Genomic DNA, 25,688 nt, shown 5'->3' on the forward strand with positions numbered 1-25,688 from the left:
AAATAACACAATCGTTAATTTAATTAAATCTGAAAATCAACATGGACGACACTAGAGATCCAAGATTCAACGGACTCAGTATTACTACTGGGGTTGTTCGCTACTCAGACCTTTGCTATTTGATTGCAACGCATGATGCTGCTATCAGCGAAGGTTATATCGATTCGATAATGTACACGCTGGATCGTGGAACTTGGTGGGCTGGCACAGTGCCATGGCTTGCCTGTTCCGGAACGGTCTGCCACGTGCCGGTCGAACGCTACCTAGCGTTGGGTACCAATGGATCGATACGAGCTAGTGGTGGTGGCGTAGTAAAGGAAGAGGCGCCTATCGCAAACTCAGGAATCGATCCAAAGAAGCGCGGTCCTCTTCGTGAAATTCGCGGTATTGCTAAAGGTCGAGCCTATGCAGTAGGAACCTGTCGGCAAGCCTATGTCCGTGAGGATGCAGATCAATGGAGATGTATAGACCAGAGTGCTCAAGTTGGTGACACTCCAATTACCGACACCAGCTTCGAATCTATTGATGGATTCAACGAACAGGAAATTTATACTGTTGGTTGGGAAGGTGAAATATGGAAGTATGATGGTTCTCTTTTCTCTCAGCAGAATAGTCCAACAAATCTAGCACTCTATAAAGTTCGCTGTGCACCAGATGGTTTTGCTTATGCCTGTGGTCAGCTCGGAACCTTGCTTCGTGGACGTGATAATCAATGGGAAGTAATCAAGCATGAAAGCACCACAGAAGATCTTTGGGGCATGGAATTTTTCGATGGAAAATTGTATGTGTCCTCCACTAATTTCGTCTATCAACTCGTAGACGGCAAGCTCAAGCCCGTCGATTTCGGCGACGACGTTCCGCTGACCTGTTATCACCTGAGCGCGGCCGATGGGATCATGTGGTCCATCGGGCCCAAGGATGTCATGCAGTTCAATGGTTCGAACTGGACACGGTGCCTGAGAATTGACTAACCCGACCATCTCAGATTAACCCAGAATCAGGATCGACGGTTAATGAACACATGGTCCGTCGTTCTTTATTTTCTTGTCCAAGTAGAAATAATGAAGAATAAAAAGTGGGGCAGCTATACTTGAATAGACCAAGAATAATTATTTTAAATTTGTAACCAAAATACTCACTTGATTTAAGAATTTACTATTTGTTAAACTTAAATTTAGTGTATTAAAATATATTCTTGCCTTGAATATTAATGGTAAGTTTGTCGATTCTATCTATAATAAAATCTTATCAAACAAAGATTATGAGTACATTATTCGTTAAAAACATGGTCTGTAATCGTTGCATAATGGTAGTTCAAAATGAACTAGAAAAGCTTGGTTTAGACTTTACAAATATTAAGTTAGGAGAAGTTATTCTTGCAAAAGAACTAACCTCTGACGAAAGAAACTCGTTAGAAAGTACGTTGGTTCCTTTGGGTTTTGAGGTCATTGATGATAAAAAGGGTCGAATCATTGAAAAGATAAAAAACATCATCATCGATTTGGTACATCATCAAGATAATGATGCGAAAAATAATCTGTCAAGTATATTGAGCGAAAAACTCAACCATGATTACAACTATCTTTCTAATCTGTTTTCTGAAGTAGAAGGTACCACAATTGAAAAATATTTTATTGCCCAAAAAGTTGAAAAGATAAAAGAGCTTTTAGTCTATGATGAACTATCATTAAGTGAAATTGCTATTCGTTTAAACTATTCTAGTGTTGCCTATCTAAGTAATCAGTTTAAAAAAGTAACAGGATTAACTCCGAGTCATTTCAAACAGATTCGTGAAGATAAGAGAAAGCCATTGGATAAGGTGTAAGTAAATATTACAAATCAAATCCATAATTCCACAATACGATTTATAGATATTCTTGCCAACTTTGCCTGTAAATAGAACAAGTGAAATATGGCAACAAATAACAATACTAAGGAAACAATTTACATCCCATTAGAAGATGTAGAAAGTGAGCACTGTGCATTAATCGTAGAAAAAGGATTGGCACAAGTGAAAGGCATTGAAACCCACAAAGTAGAACTAAACAATCGTAGAGCAGCTATTACTGTTAAGAACAACGAAACCGTTGGTCAAGCTGTGAAAGCTGTGAAAGACTTAGGATATGGCGTTCCAACTGTGAAAAACACCTTCCCGGTTTTGGGCATGACCTGTGCCTCTTGTGCAGGAAGTGCTGAAAGTATCGTCACCTATGAATTAGGAGTAGTTGATGCTTCTGTAAACTTTGCAACTGGAAATCTAACAGTTGAATATTTACCCAATCTCACCAATGCGTCTAAACTACAAAAAGCTGTTCAAGCTGTTGGGTATGACTTGCTTATTGTAGACGAAACCAAGCAACAAGAATCTCTAGAAGCCATCCACGCTGAGAAATTCAAAAAATTAAAAAACAAGACCATCTGGGCGGTAATACTGTCGTTACCTGTAGTAACGATAGGAATGTTCTTTATGGATATGCCATATGGGAATGAAATCATGTGGTTCTTTTCTACACCAGTAGTACTTTGGTTAGGTAAAGACTTCTTCATCAATGCCTGGAAACAAACAAAACATGGTTCTGCTAATATGGATACCTTGGTGGCATTGAGTACTGGAATTGCTTACGTATTTAGTGTATTCAATATGCTATTCATGGATTTCTGGCACCAACGCGGATTACATGCCCACGTTTATTTTGAAGCGGCGGCTGTAGTTATTGCATTTATTCTCCTTGGTAAATTATTAGAAGAAAAAGCAAAGGGAAATACCTCATCCGCGATTAAAAAATTAATGGGTTTACAGCCTAAAACCGTAATGGTGATTCAACCTGACGGAACAGAAAAACAAGTCGCTATTGAAGACGTACATGCTGGGGCTATTATCTTAGTCAAACCAGGTGAAAAAATTGCTGTAGATGGAATGGTTACTTCTGGTAATTCTTATGTCGATGAAAGTATGCTGAGCGGTGAACCCGTTCCAGTATTGAAAAAAGAGAATGAAAAAGTGTTTGCGGGGACCATAAACCAAAAAGGAAGTTTTCAATTTGAAGCGGTTAAAGTTGGTAAAGAAACTATGCTTGCTCAGATTATCAAAATGGTGCAGGATGCCCAGGGAAGTAAAGCGCCAGTTCAGAAATTGGTAGATAAAATTGCGGGTATTTTTGTTCCAATAGTGATTGGCATTGCTATTCTTACCTTCCTTACTTGGTTCTTCTTAGGAGGAGATAATGCTATAGCACAAGCCTTATTGGCTGCCGTTACTGTATTAGTTATTGCTTGTCCTTGTGCTTTGGGTCTTGCTACGCCAACAGCAATTATGGTCGGTGTAGGTAAAGGGGCGGAAAATGGTATATTAATCAAAGATGCTGAAAGTTTAGAACTTGCTAGAAAGGTAACGGCTATTGTCTTGGATAAAACTGGAACTATTACAGAAGGTAGACCACAAGTAACAGGCATTAAATGGTTACATGATGAAGATGTGACAAAGGATATCTTAATCAGCATCGAAAAACAATCAGAGCATCCTTTAGCCGAAGCCGTAGTGAAAAATTTTGAAGTGGCACCAAACGTACTTTTATCTGATTTTGAGAGTATCACGGGTAAGGGTGCAAAAGCAATCTATAAAGACGAAACTTATTTTGTAGGAAACAAAAAATTGTTAGCTGAGAATAATATCACTATTGCCAATTCATTATTGAATCAAGCTGAGGAATGGGGCAATCAATCTAAAACTGTAATTTGGTTTTCCAACACTAAGGAAGCCCTTTCGGTGATTGCAATTTCCGATAAAATCAAAGACACCTCTGTTGAAGCAATCAAGCAAATGCAAGATATGGGTATTGAGTTGTATATGTTGACTGGTGATAACGAAGCTACCGCAAAAGCTATCGCTGAACAAACCGGAATTAAACATTACAAGGCTGAAGTATTACCACAACACAAAGCCGATTTTATAAAAGAATTACAACAACAAGGTAAAACAGTAGCCATGGTTGGTGATGGTATTAACGACAGTACAGCGTTAGCAACAGCAGATGTGAGTATTGCAATGGGCAAAGGAAGTGATATTGCAATGGACGTAGCCAAAATGACCATTATTTCATCTGATTTGACTAAAATACCACAAGCCATACGCTTGTCTAAACAAACTGTAGCAACCATCAAGCAAAACTTATTCTGGGCATTTATCTATAACCTTATTGGGATTCCTCTGGCTGCGGGTATACTTTATCCGATTAATGGATTCTTATTGAACCCAATGATAGCCGGTGCTGCAATGGCTTTGAGTAGTGTGAGTGTAGTGAGCAATAGTTTGCGTTTAAAATGGAAAAAATAATAGAAAAACAAACAAAATGAAAAATCTAACAATCCGTATTCCCAATACATACCATGTACACAATCAAGCCAAAGAAAGTAATGTCGCTTTATACATAAACCGTTGGATGCGATGGAAAAAACCATAACATTATTAATCAAAGGAATGGTATGCCACCGATGTATTTATGTTCTCTCCGAAGAATTTCCAAAACTCGGTCTTGAAATTTCCGAAATACGTTTAGGCGAAGTAACGCTGAAAATAACGGGTAAAACAATTGAAGAACATGCCATCCGAGCAATGCTAAAAAAAAACGGATTCGATCTGTTATACAGCAAAAATCAAAAAACCATCGATCTGATTAAAAATGCTGTTGAGAAAGGTATTCAAGAACAACTCAATACTGGTGAGCCTGTCAAATTTTCGACACTCATCAGTAATGAATTACACAAAGATTATGATTCATTAAGTGCTCTATTTTCATCTTCTGAGGGATATACTCTAGAGAAATTTATCATTTCCAGAAAAATAGAAAAAATAATAGAACTCTTAGTTTACACAGACCAATCAATGTCGGAAATCACTTTAAATTTAGGATATAGTAGCCCAGCTCACCTGTCCAATCAATTAAAAAAATATACGGGATTTACTTCCTCCTACTATAAGCGAATAAGACTTGGCAAAATGGCTATTATAAAGAAATCTCAAACAAATAACCATTCCTGAAAATTCCAATACATTTCTCTTAGTCAGATTGCAAAATAATGTAGCGAAACCCTGTTTGTTCAAATCAACAGGGTTTCGCTTTTTTATATCTATTCTATTCCCATTTATCCTCAAAATCCATTTAAAACAAAAAATAAGAGGGAGTAAATTCCACAACTCTTACCTGTAATTGTGTAGAAAACACGGTAGCATCTGTCTCTAATTTTGTACAGTAAAATTTAATCAATTGTTGCATAATTAAACATTAAGACCATGTTATACAAATATTCTACACAAAAATTAGGAATCTTAATTCCCTTGTTGAGCATCTTATTGATTGCTTGTGAAAACAAAACAGAAAAAACAGCGCCAGTGAGCGCAGAGGCTAGCAAATTGACAGTGGACATTATTATCGCGCAGGAAAAGCAGCTCAACCAAGAGGAAACCGTAGTGGGAACCATGCTTTCTTATCGTGAAGTTTCCATTGTGAGTGAACTCCCTCAAAAAATTACACAAGTAGCCTTTAAAGATGGTAGTTACGTTAGTCAGGGAGCAGTGCTTTATACATTAAATGACGCTGATATTAGATCTCGATTAAAACAGATTGGTGCTGAATTAGAACTCGCTCGACTGAATAAAGACAGATTGGGTAATCTCCTAAAAACGGAAACGGTAAGACCACAGGAACATGACGAAGCAGTTATGCGTTTCCAATCTTTAGTAGCGCAAAAAGAATTACTACAAGTAGACCTCAGCAAAACTGTAATCCGAGCTCCATTTTCAGGAAAAATTGGGATTTCAAAAGTACATTTAGGTGCTTATGTATCCCCAGGGGCAGAGCTTGTAATGCTACAGGATCAAAGCAGTATTAAAATTAATTTCTCTGTTTCCGAAAAATACTTACCACTAATACAAACTGGGAATAAAGTCCGATTCACTTCCCAATTGTCGGACCAAGAATATTCGGCAACCATCAATGCTACCGAGCCAGGTCTTGATACTCAAGGTAGGAGCTTACAGGTACAAGCCATAACAAACAATGCTGAAGGACAATTTCGTGCTGGTCTATCGGCCAAAGTTTATTTCCGTGCTAACAATAAGGATGCAAAAGGTATCATGGTGCCGACGGAAGCTTTAGTACCTGGCGAAAAAGGCTATGCTGTTTTTGTAATAAAAAATGGTCTAGCAAAACCCATCGCTGTAACTATAAGCAACAGAACAGAAACGGATGCAATCATCACATCGGGTATTACAACCAACGATAGCATTATTATCTCAAACCTATTGCGTATAGGCGATGGCACTCCTGTAAAAGCCGTTGTGTCCAAATAATTCATTTCAAATCTTAGCATTATGAGTATATCATCATTAAGTATAAAAAAACCGGTTTTAGCCGGGGTCTTTTCCCTCCTACTTATTATTTTAGGAATAATAGGATGGAAACAATTAGGTGTTCGCGAGTTTCCATTAACAGAACCGCCTGTGATTTCGGTAATTACTTTCTATCCCGGTGCAAGTCCGGATGTAATTGCATCCAAGCTTACCAGACCTATGGAAGAATCTATTTCGGAAGCGAACGGAATACGCACCATTTCTTCCGAATCTAGGGAGCAGGTCAGTGTTATTTCGATAGAATTTAACCGTGAAGTAGACATTGAGGACGCGTTAAATGATGTCCGAGACAAAGTGGCTAAATCTCGCAAACAACTCCCTACCGATGTAGATCCACCCATTGTACAAAAGGCATCTTCGCCTGATAACTTGGTCGCATTCCTTGAAGTGGAAAGCGATACCAAAGACATAAAAGAAGTAAGTCACCTTGCCTCTACCACCATCAAAGACAAAATACAATCTATACCAGGAATTAGTAATGTAGCCATTGTAGGTGAACATAAATATGCTATGCGTCTTCGATTTGATCCTGCAAAACTTGCCGCCTATCAGTTAACTCCTGCAGATATTCGCAAAGCTTTAGTACGGGAAAATATTGATTTACCTGCTGGTAGACTAGAAGGAAGCAACAGTGAGCTAAGCATCCGTACAATGGGTCGCCTTACATCGGTAAAAGATTTTGAGGAAATGCTCATCAAACAAGTGGACAATACAGTAATTCGCCTGAAAGATATAGGTTCCGCAGAATTAGGAGAAGTAAATGAACGAACTGCTATCATTAACGAAACTGGAAACCTCAACCGCATTGGTGTCGGTGTGGCCATTCAGATACAGCGTGGTGCCAACGCCATTGAAGTAGTGGATGAATTTTACAAGCGATTAGATCAATTGCGTAAGGAAGTACCGTCTGAATACCGGTTAATTATCGGTTTCGACTATACCAGTTCTGTACGAGAATCAATCAAAGAGGTAGAAGAAACCTTATTCATCGCTTTCGGACTGGTCGTATTAATTATTTTTCTATTTCTTCGAGATTGGCGATCTACCATCATTCCAGTATTGGCTATTCCGGTATCTATACTTTCTGCATTTTTCATTATGTATGTAGCTGGTTTTTCCATCAATATATTAACTCTTTTAGGATTGGTACTTGCTATAGGATTAGTAGTGGATGATGCCATTGTTGTACTTGAAAATATTTATAAAAAAATTGAAGAGGGAATGACGCCCATACAAGCGGCATTCAAAGGATCTAAAGAAATTTATTTTGCTGTCATTTCCACTACCATCACCTTGGCAGCCGTTTTTCTTCCAATTGTTTTCATGGGTGGAATTAGCGGTCAGCTTTTCAAAGAATTCGCCATTGTAGTATCGGGTTCTGTAATGATATCAGCTTTTGTCGCATTGACCCTTACTCCGATGTTGAGTGCTTATTTTCTAAAGAAAAAAGTAAAACCAAGTTGGTTTTACCGTGCAACCGAACCCTTTTTCGTTCGCTTAAATAACGGATATGCTCGTTTGCTCATCACATTTATGAAAGCCCGATGGTTAGCTTGGGTATTTTTATTAGGTACAACCGCACTCATTTATTTTGTAGGCAAAGGGCTTCCTTCTGAATTAGCGCCAATAGAAGACCGTTCTAATATGAACTTGATTGCCGTTGCTCCCGAAGGTGTTTCTTTTGACTACATGAAAAAACACATGACCGAAGTAGGTAAATATGTGAATGACTCTACCGATGGACTGTATCAAACTTATTCTATGGTTGCTATTTCCTTTATTCCTGCTCCAGCACCCGTAAATGTAGCAGTACAAAGTATATATCTCAAGGATCCTAAACACAGAAAGTACAGTGTTCAAGACTTATACAATCAATATGGAGCTGCTTCAGGGCAATTTAGAGGATTTCTTTTATTTCCTTACTTGCCCCCAACTATTGGTAGCCGTTATGGTGGAGGGATGCCTATCCAATTTGTATTGCAATCTCAAAATCTTGATAGCTTGACGGCGGTGCTTCCAAAATTCTTGGCCGCGGCACGCCAAAGCAAAAAACTGATGTTTATTGATGCTGATCTTAAGATTAATAAACCCGAAGTAAAAATAAATATCGACCGTCAGAAAGCGGCCTTGATGGGCGTATCTATGGAAGAAGTAGCGCACACATTACAACTCTCTTTCTCAGGTCAGCGATACGGATATTTCTTGCGAAACGATCGCCAATATGAAGTAATTGGGCAATTAGATCGTGAATATAGAAATGATAAAAGTGATTTAAGTGCTATGTATGTTCGTTCGGCAACTGGAAAAATGATTCCATTGAACAACCTAATCACAACAGAAGAATCTGTAAGTCCGGCTGCTATTTATAGATACGATCAATACACTTCTGCTACCGTTTCAGCAGCAATGGCTCCAGGAGTAAGCCTTGCAGAAGGAATACAGGAAATCGAAAATATAAAGGCAGAAGTATTGGGAGAGACTTTCAAGAGTTCTCTGGCAGGACAGTCAAGAGATTATACAGAAAGTCAAGGAAATATCACCTTTACCCTTATCCTTGCATTACTGCTTATTTACATGATTTTAGCGGCTCAGTTTGGAAACTTGCGTGACCCACTCACCATTATGCTTACAGTACCAATGGCCATAACAGGAGCGATCCTCAGCTTGTCGTGGTTTGGTCAAAGTTTAAACGTGTTCAGCCAAATTGGAATTATTACACTGATCGGATTGATTACCAAAAACGGTATTCTGATTGTTGAATTTGCCAACCATTTAAAAAACACTGGACTTTCAAAACGAGATGCTGCTATACAAGCCGCTGAGCAACGCTTCCGCCCTATTTTAATGACTTCGTTAGCAATGATATTTGGAGCATTGCCCATTGCACTAACGGTAAATAGCCGCCAGTCATTAGGGATTGTGATTGTTGGAGGACTGGTCTTTTCTGGAATACTGACCTTATTTATCATTCCAGCAGTATATTCTTATCTGTCCAGCAAAAAAGGTGAAAAAGTTATTGTGGAAGAAGATGTAGAAGACATCAATAGATTTATTGCAGAATTATGATTTTAAATCTCAAAGAAAACCAAATGAAAACAAATCTCTTATATATAGTTATAGTACTGCTGTTTATCAGCAGCAGTACACCGTTGTTAGCCCAGAAAAGGACACTAGCGCTCACAGATGCATTAGAAATGGCAAAGCAAGGAAACAAGGCATTGCAGGTACAGGTTTTGGAAGAAATCCATGCAAAAGAAATGACCAGAGAAACAAATGGGCGCTTGTTGCCTAGCATTTCAGCAAATGCAGGATATTCCCGTTACTTTGACAGACAAGTCATATTTCTCCCAGGCTCATTTGCAGGTACCGATAAGCCAGTACAGGATATCACTGTAGGTGGAAAGAATGTTTATAATGCATTTCTATCCTTATATCAGCCCATTCTTGCACCTACTACTTATCAACTTACTAAAGTTTCAACAATCAATGAAACCATTGTAAAAGAGAAAACTGCTGACTTGAAAAGCCGGGTAGCGCTTCTAGTTTCTACCCGCTACCTTGATATATTGATGATGAACAGTCAGCTTGATTTACTCGAGCAAAGTCTTCAACGGAATATCAAAGCATTACAAGACTCCCGTTCGCTATTGGCACAAGGGAGAGGATTAAAATCTGATACACTAAGGAGTTTTATTGCTGTAGCAAATTTAAAATCCTCCGTTTCCTATTTAAAAAACAATATAACTGTTACTAGCATTGAACTAAAAAGACTTATTGGATTGGAAGATTCAGGAGAAATTGAACTCACCGACAATCTTGATCTTACCATACAAACAGACCAGAATGAGTTTTACCAAGTTGATGAAGCAATACAGATTGCTGAAAAGAACAGAAAAGATCTGAATATTCAAAAGTTGACTATTGATCTCCAGCAAAAAAAATTAAATGCTATTCAAGCAGAATTATTGCCACAACTGGCATTAATCGGACAATATCAAGTGCAAGCACAAGAAGATAATATGGAATTGAACCAATATGTATGGCCCAGAACCTCTTTCTTAGGACTACAACTTACTGTACCTATTTTTAATGGTAACCGTACCCGATCTCAGATTAATCAGGCAAAGATTAAAACTCTACAGGAAGAGATCCGATTGAATGATTTAAAAGATGAAGTCAAAACCGAATTGGCCACCATTATAAGCAAATGGAAAGAAGCCATTACACAATTGGGTATACAGGAAACAACAGTAAAATCTGCCGAATTAAACCATCGAATGATTGATGACCGTTTCAAAAACAGTTTAAGTTCAAGGCTAGAACTGACAGATGCTGAATTGGCTCTTACACAAGCCTCAATCCACTACCTCAATGCTGTTTATAATCTGCGAATACTTCATGTAGAATTACAACATGCCCTTGGCTTGTTAACACTCTAATTACTCATCAAACAATTAAATAAAAAATATGAATACAAATAGTAAACCATCAATAGACAAACCAGCTCCATACAGTAAACGTTGGTCAGCACTTTTCTTACTCTGTACGGCACAGTTTGTCGTAATTATGGATACCTCAATTATTGGGGTAGCCTTACCAGCAATAAAGGCAGATCTTGGTTATTCGCAAAGTGGTCTGCAATGGATTTTTAATGCCTACGTTATCTTACTAGGTGGCTTTTTGCTACTTGGTGGACGTTTGTCTGATTTATTCGGTCCCCGTAAGATTTTTATGTGGGGGTTTGCCATTCTTTCTGTCGCATCACTTTTGGCAGGTGTGGCCTGGTCAGAAGCAGCACTCAATACTGGAAGGGCATTACAAGGTCTTGGTTCTGCACTTATCGCTCCTGCAGCACTTACTTTAGTACTATCTAAGTTTACTGATCCAAAAGAACTCAATAAAGCATTGGGATTCTGGGGTGCTTCTGCCGCGGCAGGTGGTTCTGCAGGAGTTTTTCTAGGTGGGGCCATTACCGAATGGCTTTCTTGGCATTGGGTATTTCTGATTAACATTCCCATAGGCTTAGCGGTGTTGTTTTATAGCCGAAGCTTACTATTTAAAGGTAGTACCCAAAAAGGTAAAGTAGATATTTCAGGTGCGATTTCAGCAACTGTCGCTTTAGTACTAGCAGTATATGCCATTGTATCGGCAGAAGGTGCCGGATGGAAATCATTACAGACCATTGGATTACTAAGTCTTTCTTTACTATTGTTCATTGTCTTCTTTATTATTCAAAAACAGAAAAAAGAACCATTGGTACCTCTAACTATTTTCAAAGTTCCTAATCTTTCAGCAGGTAATCTTGTGATGGCTTTAATGGCTGCTGCTTGGATACCCTTATGGTTTTTCTTGAATCTTTATTTGCAACAAACCTTACATTATTCTGCCTTTAATAGTGGACTTGCCCTACTCCCAATGACAATTGCAATTATGTTTTTGATGGTTGGTGTCACGGGTAAATTGGTTGCTAAATTTGGTTTTAAAGCAAATTTGATTGCAGGATTAATTGCACTTACTGGTTCGCTTATACTTTTTAGTACTATTCCTGCCGATGGAACATTCCTACTCAATGTACTTCCTGCCTCTTTATTGGGAGCAATCGGTATGTCATTAGCTTATATTCCGGGGACTATTGCCTCGATGTCGGGTGCAAAACCTGAAGAAATGGGGCTTGCTTCTGGATTAGTCAATACAAGCTACCAAGTGGGTTCGGCTTTGGGTCTGGCTATTGTAGTAGCCATTTCTGCCGCAAAAACCAATGCTGTTAAAATGACCGGAGCAACTGATGTTATTGCCTTGAACACTGGTTTTCAAACCGCATTTTTCTCAGCCGCTATTGTTTGTGCAATTGCTGCCATCATAGCTGCTTTTTCTATTAAAACTATTAAATAATAGATTGGGATAGAATTCCTGGTTTTCCCATGATAATACTGGCTAACAGCACTATCATGGGAATCTGTAAATCTTACAAATCAAATCGAAAATAACGCAAAAAAAGAGCCCTACCTTTTATTCAATTTTGCCTTATTAATTAACTAATAAAAATTATATACAGATGAAAAACAACCATCAAAACCTACAATTTAGGACAAATATTAATTGTAGTTCTTGTGTCAATAAAGTAACTCCTTTTCTTAATGATGCTGATGGTGTATACCATTGGGAAGTCGATACCACAAACAAAAACAAAGTACTTACCATAAAGTCCGAAGGGATTACTGAGCAAGAAGTTATAGAAACAGTACTAAAAGCAGGTTTTAAAATAGAGCCGTATGTACTTCAAATGGAGTAACACAATTAATAAAGCTATTATTTATTTCCCCTAATATATTGGAGTTATAAAAACGACTCTAAATAAATAGTTTACTACTATTTAATACTGTATTTTTCTAAAATTAGAAATAAAATGAAATATAAAAAAAACAATTTTATAATTTCGTACTGGAAACTAATAACTAAGATTAATTGTATTTTATAATCAAAAACTAAGGGCCAAATATGAAAAATCAGATTTATAATCAAACTTCACTTTTTGGTCCTTTGTACCGTTATTTAGTCGTGATATCTCCACCTGAACAGATAAAATCTGATGTTGCAAAGATTAAACGGGAATTAAATACAGTCGTAAACATCGGTGAGAAAAATCAACACTCTATTGCGCATATTACTCTTGTTGATAAACTAACTGATGATTCTAATTTTACTGAAACCATTGCTCAACTAATAGCCTATCAAAAGCCTTTTCCTATAAAGATTAATGGATGGAAAATTTTTGATCATCGCCATAGCGTCACATTATATTTGGATGTTGAAAATTCAGAATTAATTCTACCATTAATGCGTTTTATGAAGTCTTCATCGAAATCTCCGCACATCAGTTTAGCGAAAAGAATCCCCCATGAAACACTCGAAAAACTTTCTACCTACCTTCAAGATTTCACCTATACCAATGAATGGATGTGTTCTGAGGTTGTCGTACTTCGAAAATTAGTAGAGGATAAGGATCAAACGTATAAAGAGTCTTTCAGAATCTCATTTAAAGAATAACTTGTTCAGTAGTATTTCCATAAAATTATTCATACTCTTTCTCTTAAGCAACTTAGTTTCTGTTAAATTTGTAGTTCAATAATTACCTCATGGATTCTTTTACACAGATTGTTCTAGGAATTGCAACAGCCGAATTGTGTGCTGGTGATAAATTACAACGCAAAACTTTTTTATATGGTGCTATTCTAGGAACTATTCCTGACTTGGATGTTGTAGTCGGTCAGTTTCTGAATCCGGTAGAAGGTATCTCAATTCATCGGGGATTAAGTCATTCTCTATTATTTTTCATACTACTTTCGCCTATACTTGGTTGGATTATAACTAAAATAGAGCGGGGTAAGATTGATTTCCGTCGAGCAAGTCTGATGGTATTTTGGTCTTTGTTAACGCATGTGCTTTTAGATTTGTTTACTTCTTGGGGAACTCAGATTTTTTGGCCTCTACCCGATCGCATTGCCTTCAAAACAATTTTTGTTATTGATCCTTTATACACAATCCCACTACTGATTTTCATAATTTTAGCGTGGTGTAAACCTACTTTTACCATACGGAAAAAATATGTTTTGCGTGGCATCTATATCAGTTCATTGTATCTACTATTAACCTGTGGTTTAAAACTCTATGCCGTACAACAATTCACAAAGGCTCTTGAACAACAACAGATATCTTACGATAACCTTATTGTAAAACCCACAGTTTTCAATTGTATTTTATGGAATGCAAATGTTGCTACTAAGGACGCTTATCTCTTAGGTGATTACTCACTATTTGATCGCCAACCGATCCGATTTGAACGTTATGAAAAAAATACTGTTTTAGCCCAAGAGCTTACTGGTAATCTTGATTTTGAAACGTTGAAAAAAGTTAGTGAAGGATGGTTTATCATTACTCAAAAGGACAATCTCTACTATTTTAATGATTTGCGTTTTGGCTTATTGAGTACTGATTCCAAGCAACCTCAATTCGCTTTTAGCTACGTTTTTAAAGATGAAAATGGAACACTGAAAGCACAAGAAGTCCCCAAACAAAAAAGGGATGGTAAAGCTTTAATGAAAGGGATTTTTCACCGAATTCAAGGGAATTAGAAGAATTGAATAATGAATGCGAAATAAATCACTTTTGTTTTTGACTGGATATTATAACATTGGCGTTTTAATAAATACTTATCTTTGATGCTATACTATTCTCAATCTTTATATGCAGCAAAAACTAAGGGAACATATCGAAAAAATTGTGCCATTAACCGATGATGAGTTTGATTTTATACTTTCTCATTTCAGTACAAGAGCGTATAAAAAAAGAGAATTTATTATTCAGAAAGGAAAAAATGTTTCCTATTCTTATTTTGTTATTTCAGGTCTTTTAAAATTGGTTCACAACGATGAATCCGGAAAGGAACATATTGTCGCTTTTGCTATGGAAGATTGGTGGGAAAGTGATTTTCTAGCCTATCATACCCAAACGAAAGCAACGATGTCTTTGCAATGTTTGGAAGATACCGAAGTATACTGTATTACTCTGGAGGATTATAAAAAGTTGTGTGCCGGTCTCCAAAAGATGGAACATTTTTTTCTTATAAAAGCAAATGGTGGCCATATCGCCTCACAACAACGTATATTATCTTTCCTTACCTCCAATGCAAAGGAGCGTTACGAACAATTACTGAAACGCTATCCTTCCTTATTCCAAAGAGTTCCTAAAACTTTACTTGCGGCCTATTTGGGTGTATCTCGAGAAACGCTGAGCAGACTCTCTTCCTAGTCCTTATCCATCAGTTTTGTAATTGTGATGTTTGTCACACAAATCATTTTTCTATTCTTCACAACTTTGCCGTATCGATTTAAAACTGCAATCATGAAGGGTATCGTAAAAATTTTAGTAATTACAGTATTAACTGTTGTCTCTGCTACTGCACAGACTACAACAAAACAACCAAAACAAATGGAAAAAAGAGTTATTAATCCTTGGCAATGGCAGGATCAGCGCAGCTATGTACAGGCTGTAGAGGTGAAAAATGTAGAGAGTACCTTATATGTTTCAGGACAAACGGCTATAAATGCTGACGGCGTTTCCAGTAACGAAAATATGGAATCCCAATTAATTCAGGCAATCCAAAATCTAGAACAAGTAATCAATGAAGCGGGATATGAATGTAAGGGTATTGTTCGATTGAATATCTATACTACTTCCACTGTAGAGCTTTGGCCTCACTTTTCTATTCTTCAGGATTGGATTGCCAAACATGGTATTCAGCAAGCTGTTACGTTACTAGAAGTAAAGAGCCTTTTTGAAACCTTAAAAGTAGAATTGGAAGCTACAGTTGTAAAATAATACACCTCGTATTTTTGAATTTAAAAAGAAAAGCATTCCTACTGAGGAATGCTTTTCTTTTATATAGTATTGAGAATTGAACCTGCAATTAATCAGCTGATTTAATGCTTCCTAATTATAATTCTTAATTGCCTCTACAGGAGCTAGGATGTTATAATTCTTCCAGATTGAAGGATCGTATTTTGAAATGTAATTGATATCGTATTTTTCTTTTTCTGTAACTTTATTAAACTCATCACCACTTATTGCAAGTTTATCGATAATAAACAACTCACTGGTTGTATGACTATCAAGCTCAACCAAAACTTCCATTTTAAGCATTTGAGTATCTTCTTTTTTATCTACTTTATTTTTAGTGAATTTTAAGGAGCGATTTGCAAAAAGATAAGTTCCTTCTTCTTTTTTCACAAAGTTTGCAGCATATTGGCCAGCTCCATTTTTACTAAAACTAGCGGCCACTTTTATACGGTCTTGAACCATTTTTACTCCTAACAAAAATTTGAGACTTATATTGTGTTCCGTTTTTCCATCTATCATACCATATTCCAGTTTCACTACCGCAAAATCTAAAGCATTGACGTAGATTTTACCAGAATATTTCGCTGCATTTTTTAAAGGCTTAAAATCTATAATATAAATAGTCTCATCATTCAATGTCGCATACCCTTCGAAAGTATAGTTATATCGTTTGAATTTGGTTAAAAAATCCAATTCTTCATCACTATAAAATTTGTTTAATGAGCTGCTCATAGAAGTAATACTACTTCTTAAATAAGCCGTTTTAAGGTCTTTTTTCTCCTCTTTTTTAAGACTATTTATTTTTAAAGAATCTTCTAGTTTAAATAATCCAGATTTTACTTTATAAGTTGCATCTGCCACTAAATGCTTCTTGATAACTTCCATTACTTTACTATTCACTTTATCACTTGAAATATCTTTTTCCTCATTCTTTAGCTCGATAGATTTCTCAACCAATAATTTTGATTCTTTATTTTGTGAGTATAAAAAACCATAGGATTCTTTATAATATTTTGAATGTTGGTTTTTAAATTTCTTCACCATGTCTTCTAAATCTTTGTTCAGTTCTTTTAATGTAGATTTAGTTTCTAATGAAGATTTTAAAAGCTTAAAATCGGTATCAATCAGTTTCATATCTGATGATGTACGTAGAAAAAAAGTTTGTTTTATTGTTTGAGCAGCATAATTTTTGGGTGCATTTTTGATAACCTCCGTTAAAATTTCTGTAGGAGATAGCTTTTTATTGGTCACATATACACCATCTAATACTGTTACTTGCTCTTTAAGAACATACGTACCATTTTTAAAATCAGATAATGGAATTTTCAGGCTTTCAAATCCAATACAAGATATAATAACACTATTAGCTTCGGTTGAACTTGGGAGTGTAATTGTAAAAACACCTTCTGTGTTACTTACAACGCCATAATCAGGTCCTATTTGAATGTTCACATATTCCAAAGGCTGTTGTTGCTGGTCTGTTATCTTACCTGTAACGGATTGTGCAACTGCATTTACTGTAAAGAATAGGAATCCTAAAAAAGTAATGAATATTATTTTTTTCATATAGAATATTATTAGATGTTTTATAATAAGACGTTTCGTTTGAGATTTTGTAACAAAAAAACTTAAATAATAATGATTAATTTTATCATTTCCACTCAGCACTCTACGTACACCTCTATTTAATCCTATTTTATAATACATAAAAAAAGAGTCAAAATGTTTTTCAACATTTTGACTCTTTTTAAGTCCTCTACTTTAGAAGTACCACTATTTATTTTCCACTAATTCACGGGTAAGCCATCCTTTTCTACTCGCCGTAGCAATTGCATAGGGAGTAATCCAGAATAATCCAAAAGTATATAAAATACTATATGAATATGCCCAAAAAGACTCTGATAATGTATATCGTTTTGCATAGAATAATACTGGGAAGCTAGACAAAACAAGTATACTAAAAAGTGTTGAACTAACAAATAATAATGGATGTGTTAGCACCAAGAATATCATGAATATGGTGAATGGATAGGTCATCACGATTTTTAAAGATTGGTTCAAAAACAAAAGTCTTGTTCCTATTTTAGATTCCTCTCTAAATTCTTTAAAAACATATTGTGACATCATAATATTTTCACGGACATTACTTCTATCCCATCGAATAAACATTTTATATAATCCACTGTATTTTTCAGGAACATTTGTATAAGCATAAGCATTTCTTTGAAATAGCACATGATGTCCTTGTTTCAAAATCATGTTGGTCATGGCGCGATCTTCCCCAATATCAGAAAGTTCCCCCATAAAGGTTTGATTAATCCATTCTGGAAGACAAGCAAATACAGCTGTACTTCTATAAGCAGCCAAAGCCCCTGGTGTACAAAGTACAGAACCTAAACTACTTTCCGCAGAACGCATGAATTCAAAACTCAATACAAAACTCACGTTTAACATTTTAGGTAATATAGCCTTATCATTGTTCAATACCTGAATATTTCCTGCTACAGCACCACATTTTTCATTCGTAACAAAAGGACTTACTAAATTTCGTAATGTATCTGTTTTTACAACAGAATCACTATCAACCGTTACGAAAATTTCACCACTACCCAATTTAAAACCACGGTAAAGTGCATGTCGTTTTCCTTTATTTTCTGGTTGTTGGTAAATAGACAAACGATCTCCTAATTTCTCTTTCGCTTTTTGCATCCAATACCAAGTATCATCTTTACTTCCATCGTCAATCGCCAATAGTTGTAATTTCTCCATTGGGTATTCGCTTTCTGCTAAACTCATTAATGTTGCCCAAACTTGCTTACCTTCATTATATGCCGGTACAATTACGGTACAAGTAGGTAATAAATCGTCTGTAACTGATTTAATTGGCTTATATAGGAAATACAGGTATAAATTATACAAGAAGAAACCACCTTTGAACAACAATAATGTTGTTGCTATAATTAGGAAAGTAAGACCTAGTGTAGAATTTATTCTGTCCGTATGGAATTGATCAAATTGAGGTTGCAATTCATAAAATAAAAAAGCTGCTCCAATCATTAATAGAAATGTACCCATTAATACTATCGTTCCTAATGGATTTATATTAGACGCTGTAAATCTTCCTGCAATCTTATCCATAAAAGATTGTTGATCAGAATAATACAATTGTTTTGATGTGATTTTTTCGCTTTTCATGTTTGTTGTAATACTATTTTTCTATCTTAAATTGCCTTTCTTTCTTTTGTTTTCTAATCCTATTGAATTCATCAACAAATAGTGAGAGGCATCCGCACATCCCAATAAGCAAGCCTCATGCCACTTACATATTTACATTGAAAACCAAGCATTTAGACAATAAACACATCTGTTTAAGTGGGTATTTTTTCCCCATTCTGCACCCAATTCCTCACTTTGAGATATAGATATTATTACCTTTTAAAATACAGTATCATATCCTAAAACTAATTCCTACTCGTTTATCATAATTTAAAAAGCATTTCTTATAGTCCACAAAGTTGTGTTAATTTTATAACAATATTTAATCTGTAATTTTGTCTTTGTAATCATCTTTATGTAATTTTGTCCTCGATGAAAAGATCATTATTCAAATTTTTCCTATCACTAATAACGCTTATAGTAAGTGGATCATCCCATTTGCAAGCGCATACACATGATAATGATTACTTCTCACTTTTAAAAAATATTGAGCATACTAAGAAAGTTGACAGTATTTTAAAATTTGAATCCAATTCAAGTTTCAAGGTTGATTCTTCTGAAAAAGAACTAAAAAAAGACTACAGCAGAACTATTGTTGATGAGGGTGATGATAGTGAATCTAACACTTTCAAGAAAAAATTAACAGGTAGTCATTACTTTACTTCTGTATTTTCCACTCCTGTTTCTGCCGATTTCTTTAACAACTTCAAAAATCGCTTGCCTATTGGTAAGCATTTTCTATATTTCTCCTCACAAAGGTGGTTCATCCTCTTTCAGGTATTCCGAATTTGATTTAATCCTATTTAGGCATCCGCCTAATTATCTATTTACATAAATAGCCCCTTCACATTTCGTTAAGCGGGATTCAGTTGTATTGTTTTATACCAACTGGCAAAAGGATTATCACAAAAATCATATTTTAAAATTATTATGAAGAGAATACTCATGCTCTTGAGCTTGTGCGCGTTGTTGTGCAATATCAGTTGTAAAAAAGAAATAAAAGAAACAGAAAGCGAAACTAAGTTTCTAGTTACTAATCCAATAAAAATGGACACCTTAATCACTAAAGATTATGTGTCTCAAATTAATTCCATACGCCATATAGAAATTAGAACCCAAGAAAGAGGTTACTTGGATAAAATATATGTTGATGAAGGTCAATTTGTAAAAAAAGGGCAACTTTTATTTCAAATTATGCCTAAGATATATGAAGCCGAAATGCAAAAAGCTCAAGCTGAGTCTAATTTTGCTGAAATTGAATACAAAAACACCAAAAGATTGGCGGATAAAAATGTTGTAGCTCCTAATGAATTAGCTATGGCAAAAGCCAAATGGGATAAAGCCAATGCTGAATTATCTCTAACAAAAGTCCACCTTGGATTCACACAAATCAGAGCGCCATTTGATGGTATAATTGACCGTTTTCACGTAAGACCAGGGAGTCTTGTGGATGAAGGTGATTTACTAACTAATCTTTCTGATAACAGCCAAATGTGGGTATATTATAATGTTCCTGAAGCAGAATACTTAGATTACAAGGCTCAGGTAAAAAATAATACTCACATCAAAGTAAATCTTTTAATGGCTAATAATAAACTGTTTGATAGTCCAGGTATAGTAGAAACTATTGAAGCTGACTTTGACAATGAAACGGGTAACATCCCTTTCCGAGCAACATTTCCAAATCCTAATGGATTATTACGCCACGGTGAAACCGGTAATATCGAAATGAATGTTCCCCTAAACAATGCGATTATCATTCCTCAAAAAGCGACGTATGAAGTTTTAGAGAAACGATATGTTTTTGTAGTAGATAAAGATAACAAAGTACATTCCAGAGAAATTACTATTGGTACTGAAATGGAAGATCTTTATGTGGTGAGCAAAGGTTTAAATGAAAATGACAAAATACTTCTTGAAGGTATTCGCAAGGTAAAAGATAATGATAAGATTACTTATGATTATAAAAAACCTCAATCTATAATCTCCGATTTAAAACTACCTGCAGAATAATTTTCACAGTATAAAAAAATAAGACAATGTTTAATAAATTCATACAAAGGCCAGTCCTGGCTATAGTGATATCTCTTGTCATTATATTCATGGGAATACTGGCTATAAATACGCTACCCGTATCACAGTTCCCATCAATTGCCCCTCCAAGGGTACTTGTTAGTGTAGCTTATCCGGGAGCAAGTGCTGACGTATTAGTAAAATCTGTACTTATCCCAATGGAAAAATCCATTAATGGTGTACCGGGGATGAAATACATGACTTCTGATGCAACCAGTGCTGGTGAAGCTACTATACAAGTAGTTTTTGATTTGGGTACTGATCCTAATCAGGCCGTTGTAAACGTAAAAAACCGTATTGAACAAATCACAAACCGACTACCTGAATTGGTACAACGTGAAGGTATTGTAGTAAACTTTACTGCTCCTAATATGTTGATGTATGTGAATCTTTACAGTAAGAATAAGAATGCAGATGAAAAGTTCCTATACAACTATGCCAGTGTAAATATTGTAAATGAGCTAAACCGATTACCTGGTGTAGGTAGTTCACAAATTTTGGGTAGTAGACAGTATTCTATGCGTATTTGGCTAAAACCTGATAGAATGCGTGCGTATAATGTTTCTACAGATGAAGTAATGGAAGCATTATCTGAACAAAGTATTATTGGTTCTCCGGGTAGAATTGGACAAAGTTCTGGTAAACGTTCACAGTCATTAGAGTACGTATTAACATATGAAGGACGATATAATGATACCAAACAATACAAAAATGTTATTATTCGTGCAAATGCAAATGGGGAAATACTTCATCTAAAAGATGTTGCTGATGTAGAATTAGGAAGCGAGTTTTATGATATTTATTCCAACTTAAACAATCATCCTTCTGCCGCTATTGTATTAAAACAAACCTATGGAAGTAATGCCAGCGATGTAATTAAAGAAGTAAAAGCGAAACTGGAAGAAATTAAATCCAGTTCTTTCCCGAATGGAATGGACTATGAGATTAGTTATGACGTTTCTAGCTTTTTGGATGCCTCTATAGACAAAGTAATCCATACATTGGGTGAAGCTTTTGTATTGGTTGCATTGGTTGTATTCGTATTCCTTGGGGATTTACGTTCCACATTAATTCCAATTATTGCCGTTCCAGTATCGCTTATTGGAGCTTTTATTTTCATGCAATATTTTGGTCTTACCATCAACTTAATTACTTTGTTTGCTCTTGTATTAGCTATTGGGGTCGTTGTCGATGATGCCATCGTCGTCGTCGAGGCCGTCCATGCCAAGATGGAGGAGGAACATCTCTCTCCTTATAAAGCCGTAAAAAAAGTACTTCGTGAGATTAGTGGTGCTATTATAGCAATTACATTATTGATGACAGCTGTATTCGTTCCTGTTGCCTTTATGACTGGTCCTGTAGGTGTATTCTATAGACAATTCTCTATTACAATGGCTACTTCTATTGTAATTTCAGGTATTGTTGCTCTTACCCTTACTCCAGTATTGTGTGCTATGATTTTAAAAAATAATCATGGCCAACCAAGAAAGAAAACACCTATCAATAGATTACTTGATGTTTTCAATAATGTATTTGAAAAAATTACAGGAAAATATGTAGGGTTACTAAAATTAATTGCAAATCGTAGAGTCGTTACTTTCGGTATCCTTATCGCTTTTTGTGGTGGAATATGGTTAACGAGTAGTAGTCTTCCATCTGGTTTTATCCCTAATGAAGATCAGGGTATGATTTATGCAATTATTCAAACTCCTCCAGGTTCTACATTGGAAAGAACAAATGATATTGCTAGAGAATTACAGCAAGTTGCTGGACGTGTAGAAGGTATTAAATCTGTTTCAGCCTTAGCGGGTTATGAAGTACTAACAGAAGGTCGTGGATCTAACGCGGGTACTTGTATTATTAACCTTAAAAACTGGTCCGATCGTAAGCATACTGTTACTGAAATTATTGAGGAATTAGAGGTAAAAGCCAAGAATATCCCTGGAGCAACTATAGAATTCTTTGGTCCACCTGCTGTACCTGGATATGGAGCTGCCGGAGGTTTTTCACTACGTTTATTGGATAAAACTAACTCTGATAATTATAAAGATTTAGAGAAAGTAAACGATAAGTTTATGGCTGAATTAGGCAAACGTAAAGAGTTAACAGGTCTATTTACCTTCTTTAGTGCCAACTATCCACAGTATGAACTTCAAATTGATAATCAGGCTGCCATGCAAAAAGGTGTTTCCATTGGTAAAGCCATGAATAACCTATCAATTTTGGTCGGTAGTACCTATGAACTTGGTTTCGTTAAGTTTGGTACTTTTTATAAAGTATATGTACAATCCTCTCCAGAATACAGACAGTTACCAGAAGATGTGTTGAAATTATATGTGAAGAATAACCGTGATGAAATGGTTCCTTATTCTGCTTTTATGAAAATTAAAAAGACACAAGGACTTAATGAAATTACACGTTATAACATGTATACTTCTTCTGCGATTCGTGGGGAACCTGCAAAAGGATACAGTAGTGGTGAAGCGATTGCAGCAATTCAAGAGGTTGCACAAAAAACGTTACCACGTGGATATGGTATTGACTGGGAAGGACTTTCTAAAGATGAGGCTGCTCGTGGAAATGAAGCAATTTATATTTTCATCGTTGTATTAGCCTTTGTGTACTTAGTATTAGCCGCACAATATGAAAGCTTTATCATACCACTTGCAGTAGTATTCTCATTGCCTGCAGGGATTTTCGGATCATTCATTTTACTTAAAATGTTTGGACTTGCAAATGATATTTATGCACAAGTTGGACTCGTCATGCTGGTCGGACTGCTCGGGAAGAATGCCGTATTGATTGTCGAATTTGCCGTCCAGAAGCATTTGGAAGGATTCACGATACTTGAAGCGGCTATTGAAGGTGCAAAAGTACGTTTCCGTCCTATTTTAATGACTTCATTTGCTTTTATTGCCGGATTAATTCCTCTAGTTATTGCTACAGGACCAGGGGCAATAGGAAACCGCACAATAGGTACTTCTGCCGCCGGAGGTATGCTCTTTGGAACCATTTTCGGGGTTATTATTGTTCCGGGACTATACTACATATTTGGCACACTGGCAGATGGCCGTAAGCTGATTAAAAATGAAGATGAAAGACCATTAACTGAAGAAATTGACCATCATGTTAAAAAGAAATAAATACGCAGCAATTGCCTGCATACTATTACTGAGTGTTATAGGATGTAAAGCACCTGCTTTAGTCCAAAAAACAGAAAATAAAACTGTACCTGCGAGTTATAATGACTCGCAGGATAGCACTAATATTGCTAAAGTAAAATGGAAAGACTATTTTACAGATCCAAGTCTTGGTGCTTTAATTGAAACGGCATTGAGTAATAATCAGGAGTTGAATATTACCTTACAAGAAATCGAAATTTCTAAAAATGAAATCAGAGCTCGAAAAGGAGAATATCTACCTTTCATTGGTGCAAAAGCTTCTGCAGGTCTTGAAAAAGTAGGCCGATATACGAGTAAAGGAGCAAATGACGCTAACACTGAAATTAAACCCGGCAAAGAAACTCCTGAACCATTGCCAGATTATATGGCTGGACTTTATGCAACATGGGAAATTGATGTTTGGGGCAAACTTCACAATGCTAAAAAAGCAGCTGTAAGTCGATATTTATCTACTGTGGAAGGAAAAAACTTCATGGTTACTAACCTTATTGCTGAAATTGCCAATTCATATTATGAATTATTAGCCCTTGATAATCAATTGGAAATCCTAAACAAGAATATTGCATTGCAAAACAATGCTTTTGAAATTGTTAAACTACAAAAAGAATCGGCTAAGGTTACAGAATTAGCTGTACGCAGATTTGAAGCACAATTACTCAATACAAAAAGTATTCAGTATGATGTGCAACAAAAGATAACCGAAACTGAAAATCATCTTAACTACCTGGTTGGTCGATTCCCACAACCTATTCAACGTGATGCTCCGGCATTCAATAATTTAATACCGGAAGTTATTCATGCGGGTATACCGTCACAGTTATTGGCTAATCGTCCTGATATTAAACAGGCAGAATTGGACCTTGCTGCTGCCAAATTGGATGTGAAAGTAGCTAAAGCTCGTTTTTATCCTTCATTGGGTATTTCGGCTGGTATAGGTTACCAAGCTTTTGATCCTTCTTATTTGGTGAAAACACCGGAGTCGTTACTGTATTCATTAGCAGGAGATATCACTGCTCCATTAATCAATAGAAATGCTATTAAAGCAACGTATTACAGTGCGAATTCAAAACAAATTCAAGCAGTTTACAACTATGAGCGTACTATTTTAAATGCTTATATTGAAGTTGTTAATCAAGTTTCAAAAATCAATAACTTAGAAAAAAGCTATGATTTGAAATCAAAAGAAGTTGAAGCATTGATGGTATCTATTGATATTTCAAATGATTTATTTACATCCGCTCGTGCCGATTATATGGAAGTATTAATGACGCAACGTGATGCATTAGAATCAAAATTTGAGCTTATTGAAACCAAAAAACAGCAAATGAATGCGATGGTTAATATCTACAAAGCATTAGGTGGTGGATGGAATTAAATCTGTCAAGATAGAAGTTTAGCCTACTCAAATTATT

Annotated in this window: 19 protein-coding genes; 17 read left to right on the forward strand and 2 right to left on the reverse strand. The window is 35.9% G+C overall.

Annotated features, from left to right (window positions below):
• Positions 1 to 41: 41 nt before the first annotated feature.
• From P6733_RS16810 to P6733_RS16870, 13 genes are all read left to right on the forward strand, one after another.
• Positions 42 to 971, forward strand: coding sequence for a beta propeller repeat protein (locus tag P6733_RS16810; RefSeq protein WP_306354119.1), 930 nt, complete (start codon positions 42 to 44; stop codon positions 969 to 971).
• 290 nt (positions 972 to 1,261) lie between these two features.
• On the forward strand, positions 1,262 to 1,825 hold the full coding sequence (locus P6733_RS16815; RefSeq protein WP_306354120.1) for a helix-turn-helix domain-containing protein: 564 nt from the start codon (positions 1,262 to 1,264) through the stop codon (positions 1,823 to 1,825).
• Between the two features lie 87 nt (positions 1,826 to 1,912).
• Positions 1,913 to 4,333, forward strand: coding sequence for a heavy metal translocating P-type ATPase (locus tag P6733_RS16820; RefSeq protein ID WP_306354121.1), 2,421 nt, complete (start codon positions 1,913 to 1,915; stop codon positions 4,331 to 4,333).
• A gap of 111 nt (positions 4,334 to 4,444) precedes the next feature.
• Positions 4,445 to 5,038: a helix-turn-helix domain-containing protein gene (locus P6733_RS16825; RefSeq protein WP_306354122.1), complete on the forward strand. Its 594-nt coding sequence runs from the start codon at positions 4,445 to 4,447 to the stop codon at positions 5,036 to 5,038.
• Positions 5,039 to 5,290: 252 nt separating this feature from the next.
• Positions 5,291 to 6,349: an efflux RND transporter periplasmic adaptor subunit gene (locus P6733_RS16830; protein ID WP_306354123.1), complete on the forward strand. Its 1,059-nt coding sequence runs from the start codon at positions 5,291 to 5,293 to the stop codon at positions 6,347 to 6,349.
• 21 nt (positions 6,350 to 6,370) lie between these two features.
• Positions 6,371 to 9,475, forward strand: coding sequence for an efflux RND transporter permease subunit (locus P6733_RS16835; protein ID WP_306354124.1), 3,105 nt, complete (start codon positions 6,371 to 6,373; stop codon positions 9,473 to 9,475).
• A gap of 23 nt (positions 9,476 to 9,498) precedes the next feature.
• Positions 9,499 to 10,848, forward strand: a complete 1,350-nt coding sequence (locus P6733_RS16840) for a TolC family protein (protein WP_306354125.1) — start codon at positions 9,499 to 9,501, stop codon at positions 10,846 to 10,848.
• 28 nt (positions 10,849 to 10,876) lie between these two features.
• Complete coding sequence (locus P6733_RS16845) at positions 10,877 to 12,301, forward strand: MFS transporter (protein ID WP_306354126.1); 1,425 nt, start codon at positions 10,877 to 10,879, stop codon at positions 12,299 to 12,301.
• Between the two features lie 163 nt (positions 12,302 to 12,464).
• Positions 12,465 to 12,701, forward strand: coding sequence for a heavy-metal-associated domain-containing protein (locus P6733_RS16850; RefSeq protein WP_306354127.1), 237 nt, complete (start codon positions 12,465 to 12,467; stop codon positions 12,699 to 12,701).
• A gap of 206 nt (positions 12,702 to 12,907) precedes the next feature.
• On the forward strand, positions 12,908 to 13,456 hold the full coding sequence (locus tag P6733_RS16855) for a 2'-5' RNA ligase family protein (protein WP_306354128.1): 549 nt from the start codon (positions 12,908 to 12,910) through the stop codon (positions 13,454 to 13,456).
• Positions 13,457 to 13,545: 89 nt separating this feature from the next.
• Complete coding sequence (locus P6733_RS16860; protein WP_306354129.1) at positions 13,546 to 14,541, forward strand: metal-dependent hydrolase; 996 nt, start codon at positions 13,546 to 13,548, stop codon at positions 14,539 to 14,541.
• Positions 14,542 to 14,653: 112 nt separating this feature from the next.
• Positions 14,654 to 15,217, forward strand: coding sequence for a Crp/Fnr family transcriptional regulator (locus tag P6733_RS16865; RefSeq protein ID WP_306354130.1), 564 nt, complete (start codon positions 14,654 to 14,656; stop codon positions 15,215 to 15,217).
• Between the two features lie 180 nt (positions 15,218 to 15,397).
• A complete protein-coding gene (locus tag P6733_RS16870) occupies positions 15,398 to 15,787 on the forward strand; it encodes a RidA family protein (protein ID WP_306354185.1) in 390 nt (129 codons plus the stop codon).
• 111 nt (positions 15,788 to 15,898) lie between these two features.
• Here the strand turns inward: P6733_RS16870 and P6733_RS16875 are convergent, their stop codons facing one another.
• Both P6733_RS16875 and P6733_RS16880 read right to left on the reverse strand, forming a co-directional pair.
• A complete protein-coding gene (locus P6733_RS16875; protein ID WP_306354131.1) occupies positions 15,899 to 17,371 on the reverse strand; it encodes a carboxypeptidase-like regulatory domain-containing protein in 1,473 nt (490 codons plus the stop codon).
• Positions 17,372 to 17,578: 207 nt separating this feature from the next.
• Positions 17,579 to 18,943 (reverse strand): glycosyltransferase family 2 protein, encoded by a 1,365-nt coding sequence (locus tag P6733_RS16880; RefSeq protein ID WP_372339313.1) that lies wholly within the window; start codon positions 18,941 to 18,943, stop codon positions 17,579 to 17,581.
• 450 nt (positions 18,944 to 19,393) lie between these two features.
• Here P6733_RS16880 and P6733_RS16885 point away from each other — a divergent pair, with 450 nt between their 5' ends.
• The 4 genes from P6733_RS16885 to P6733_RS16900 all read left to right on the forward strand — a co-directional run bounded on the left by P6733_RS16885 (position 19,394) and on the right by P6733_RS16900 (position 25,651).
• Positions 19,394 to 19,813: a hypothetical protein gene (locus P6733_RS16885; RefSeq protein ID WP_306354133.1), complete on the forward strand. Its 420-nt coding sequence runs from the start codon at positions 19,394 to 19,396 to the stop codon at positions 19,811 to 19,813.
• Positions 19,814 to 19,951: 138 nt separating this feature from the next.
• The gene (locus tag P6733_RS16890) at positions 19,952 to 21,034 is read left to right on the forward strand and encodes an efflux RND transporter periplasmic adaptor subunit (RefSeq protein WP_306354134.1); all 1,083 of its coding nucleotides are present in this window, start codon (positions 19,952 to 19,954) and stop codon (positions 21,032 to 21,034) included.
• A 26-nt stretch (positions 21,035 to 21,060) separates the two neighbouring features.
• Complete coding sequence (locus tag P6733_RS16895; RefSeq protein ID WP_306354135.1) at positions 21,061 to 24,237, forward strand: efflux RND transporter permease subunit; 3,177 nt, start codon at positions 21,061 to 21,063, stop codon at positions 24,235 to 24,237.
• Complete coding sequence (locus P6733_RS16900; protein WP_306354136.1) at positions 24,221 to 25,651, forward strand: TolC family protein; 1,431 nt, start codon at positions 24,221 to 24,223, stop codon at positions 25,649 to 25,651. Before P6733_RS16895 ends, P6733_RS16900 begins: the two co-directional genes overlap by 17 nt.
• The last annotated feature ends 37 nt before the right edge of the window (positions 25,652 to 25,688 follow it).

The organism is Flavobacterium aerium (assembly GCF_030766725.1).
Taxonomy (GTDB): Bacteria; Bacteroidota; Bacteroidia; order Flavobacteriales; family Flavobacteriaceae; genus Flavobacterium; species Flavobacterium aerium.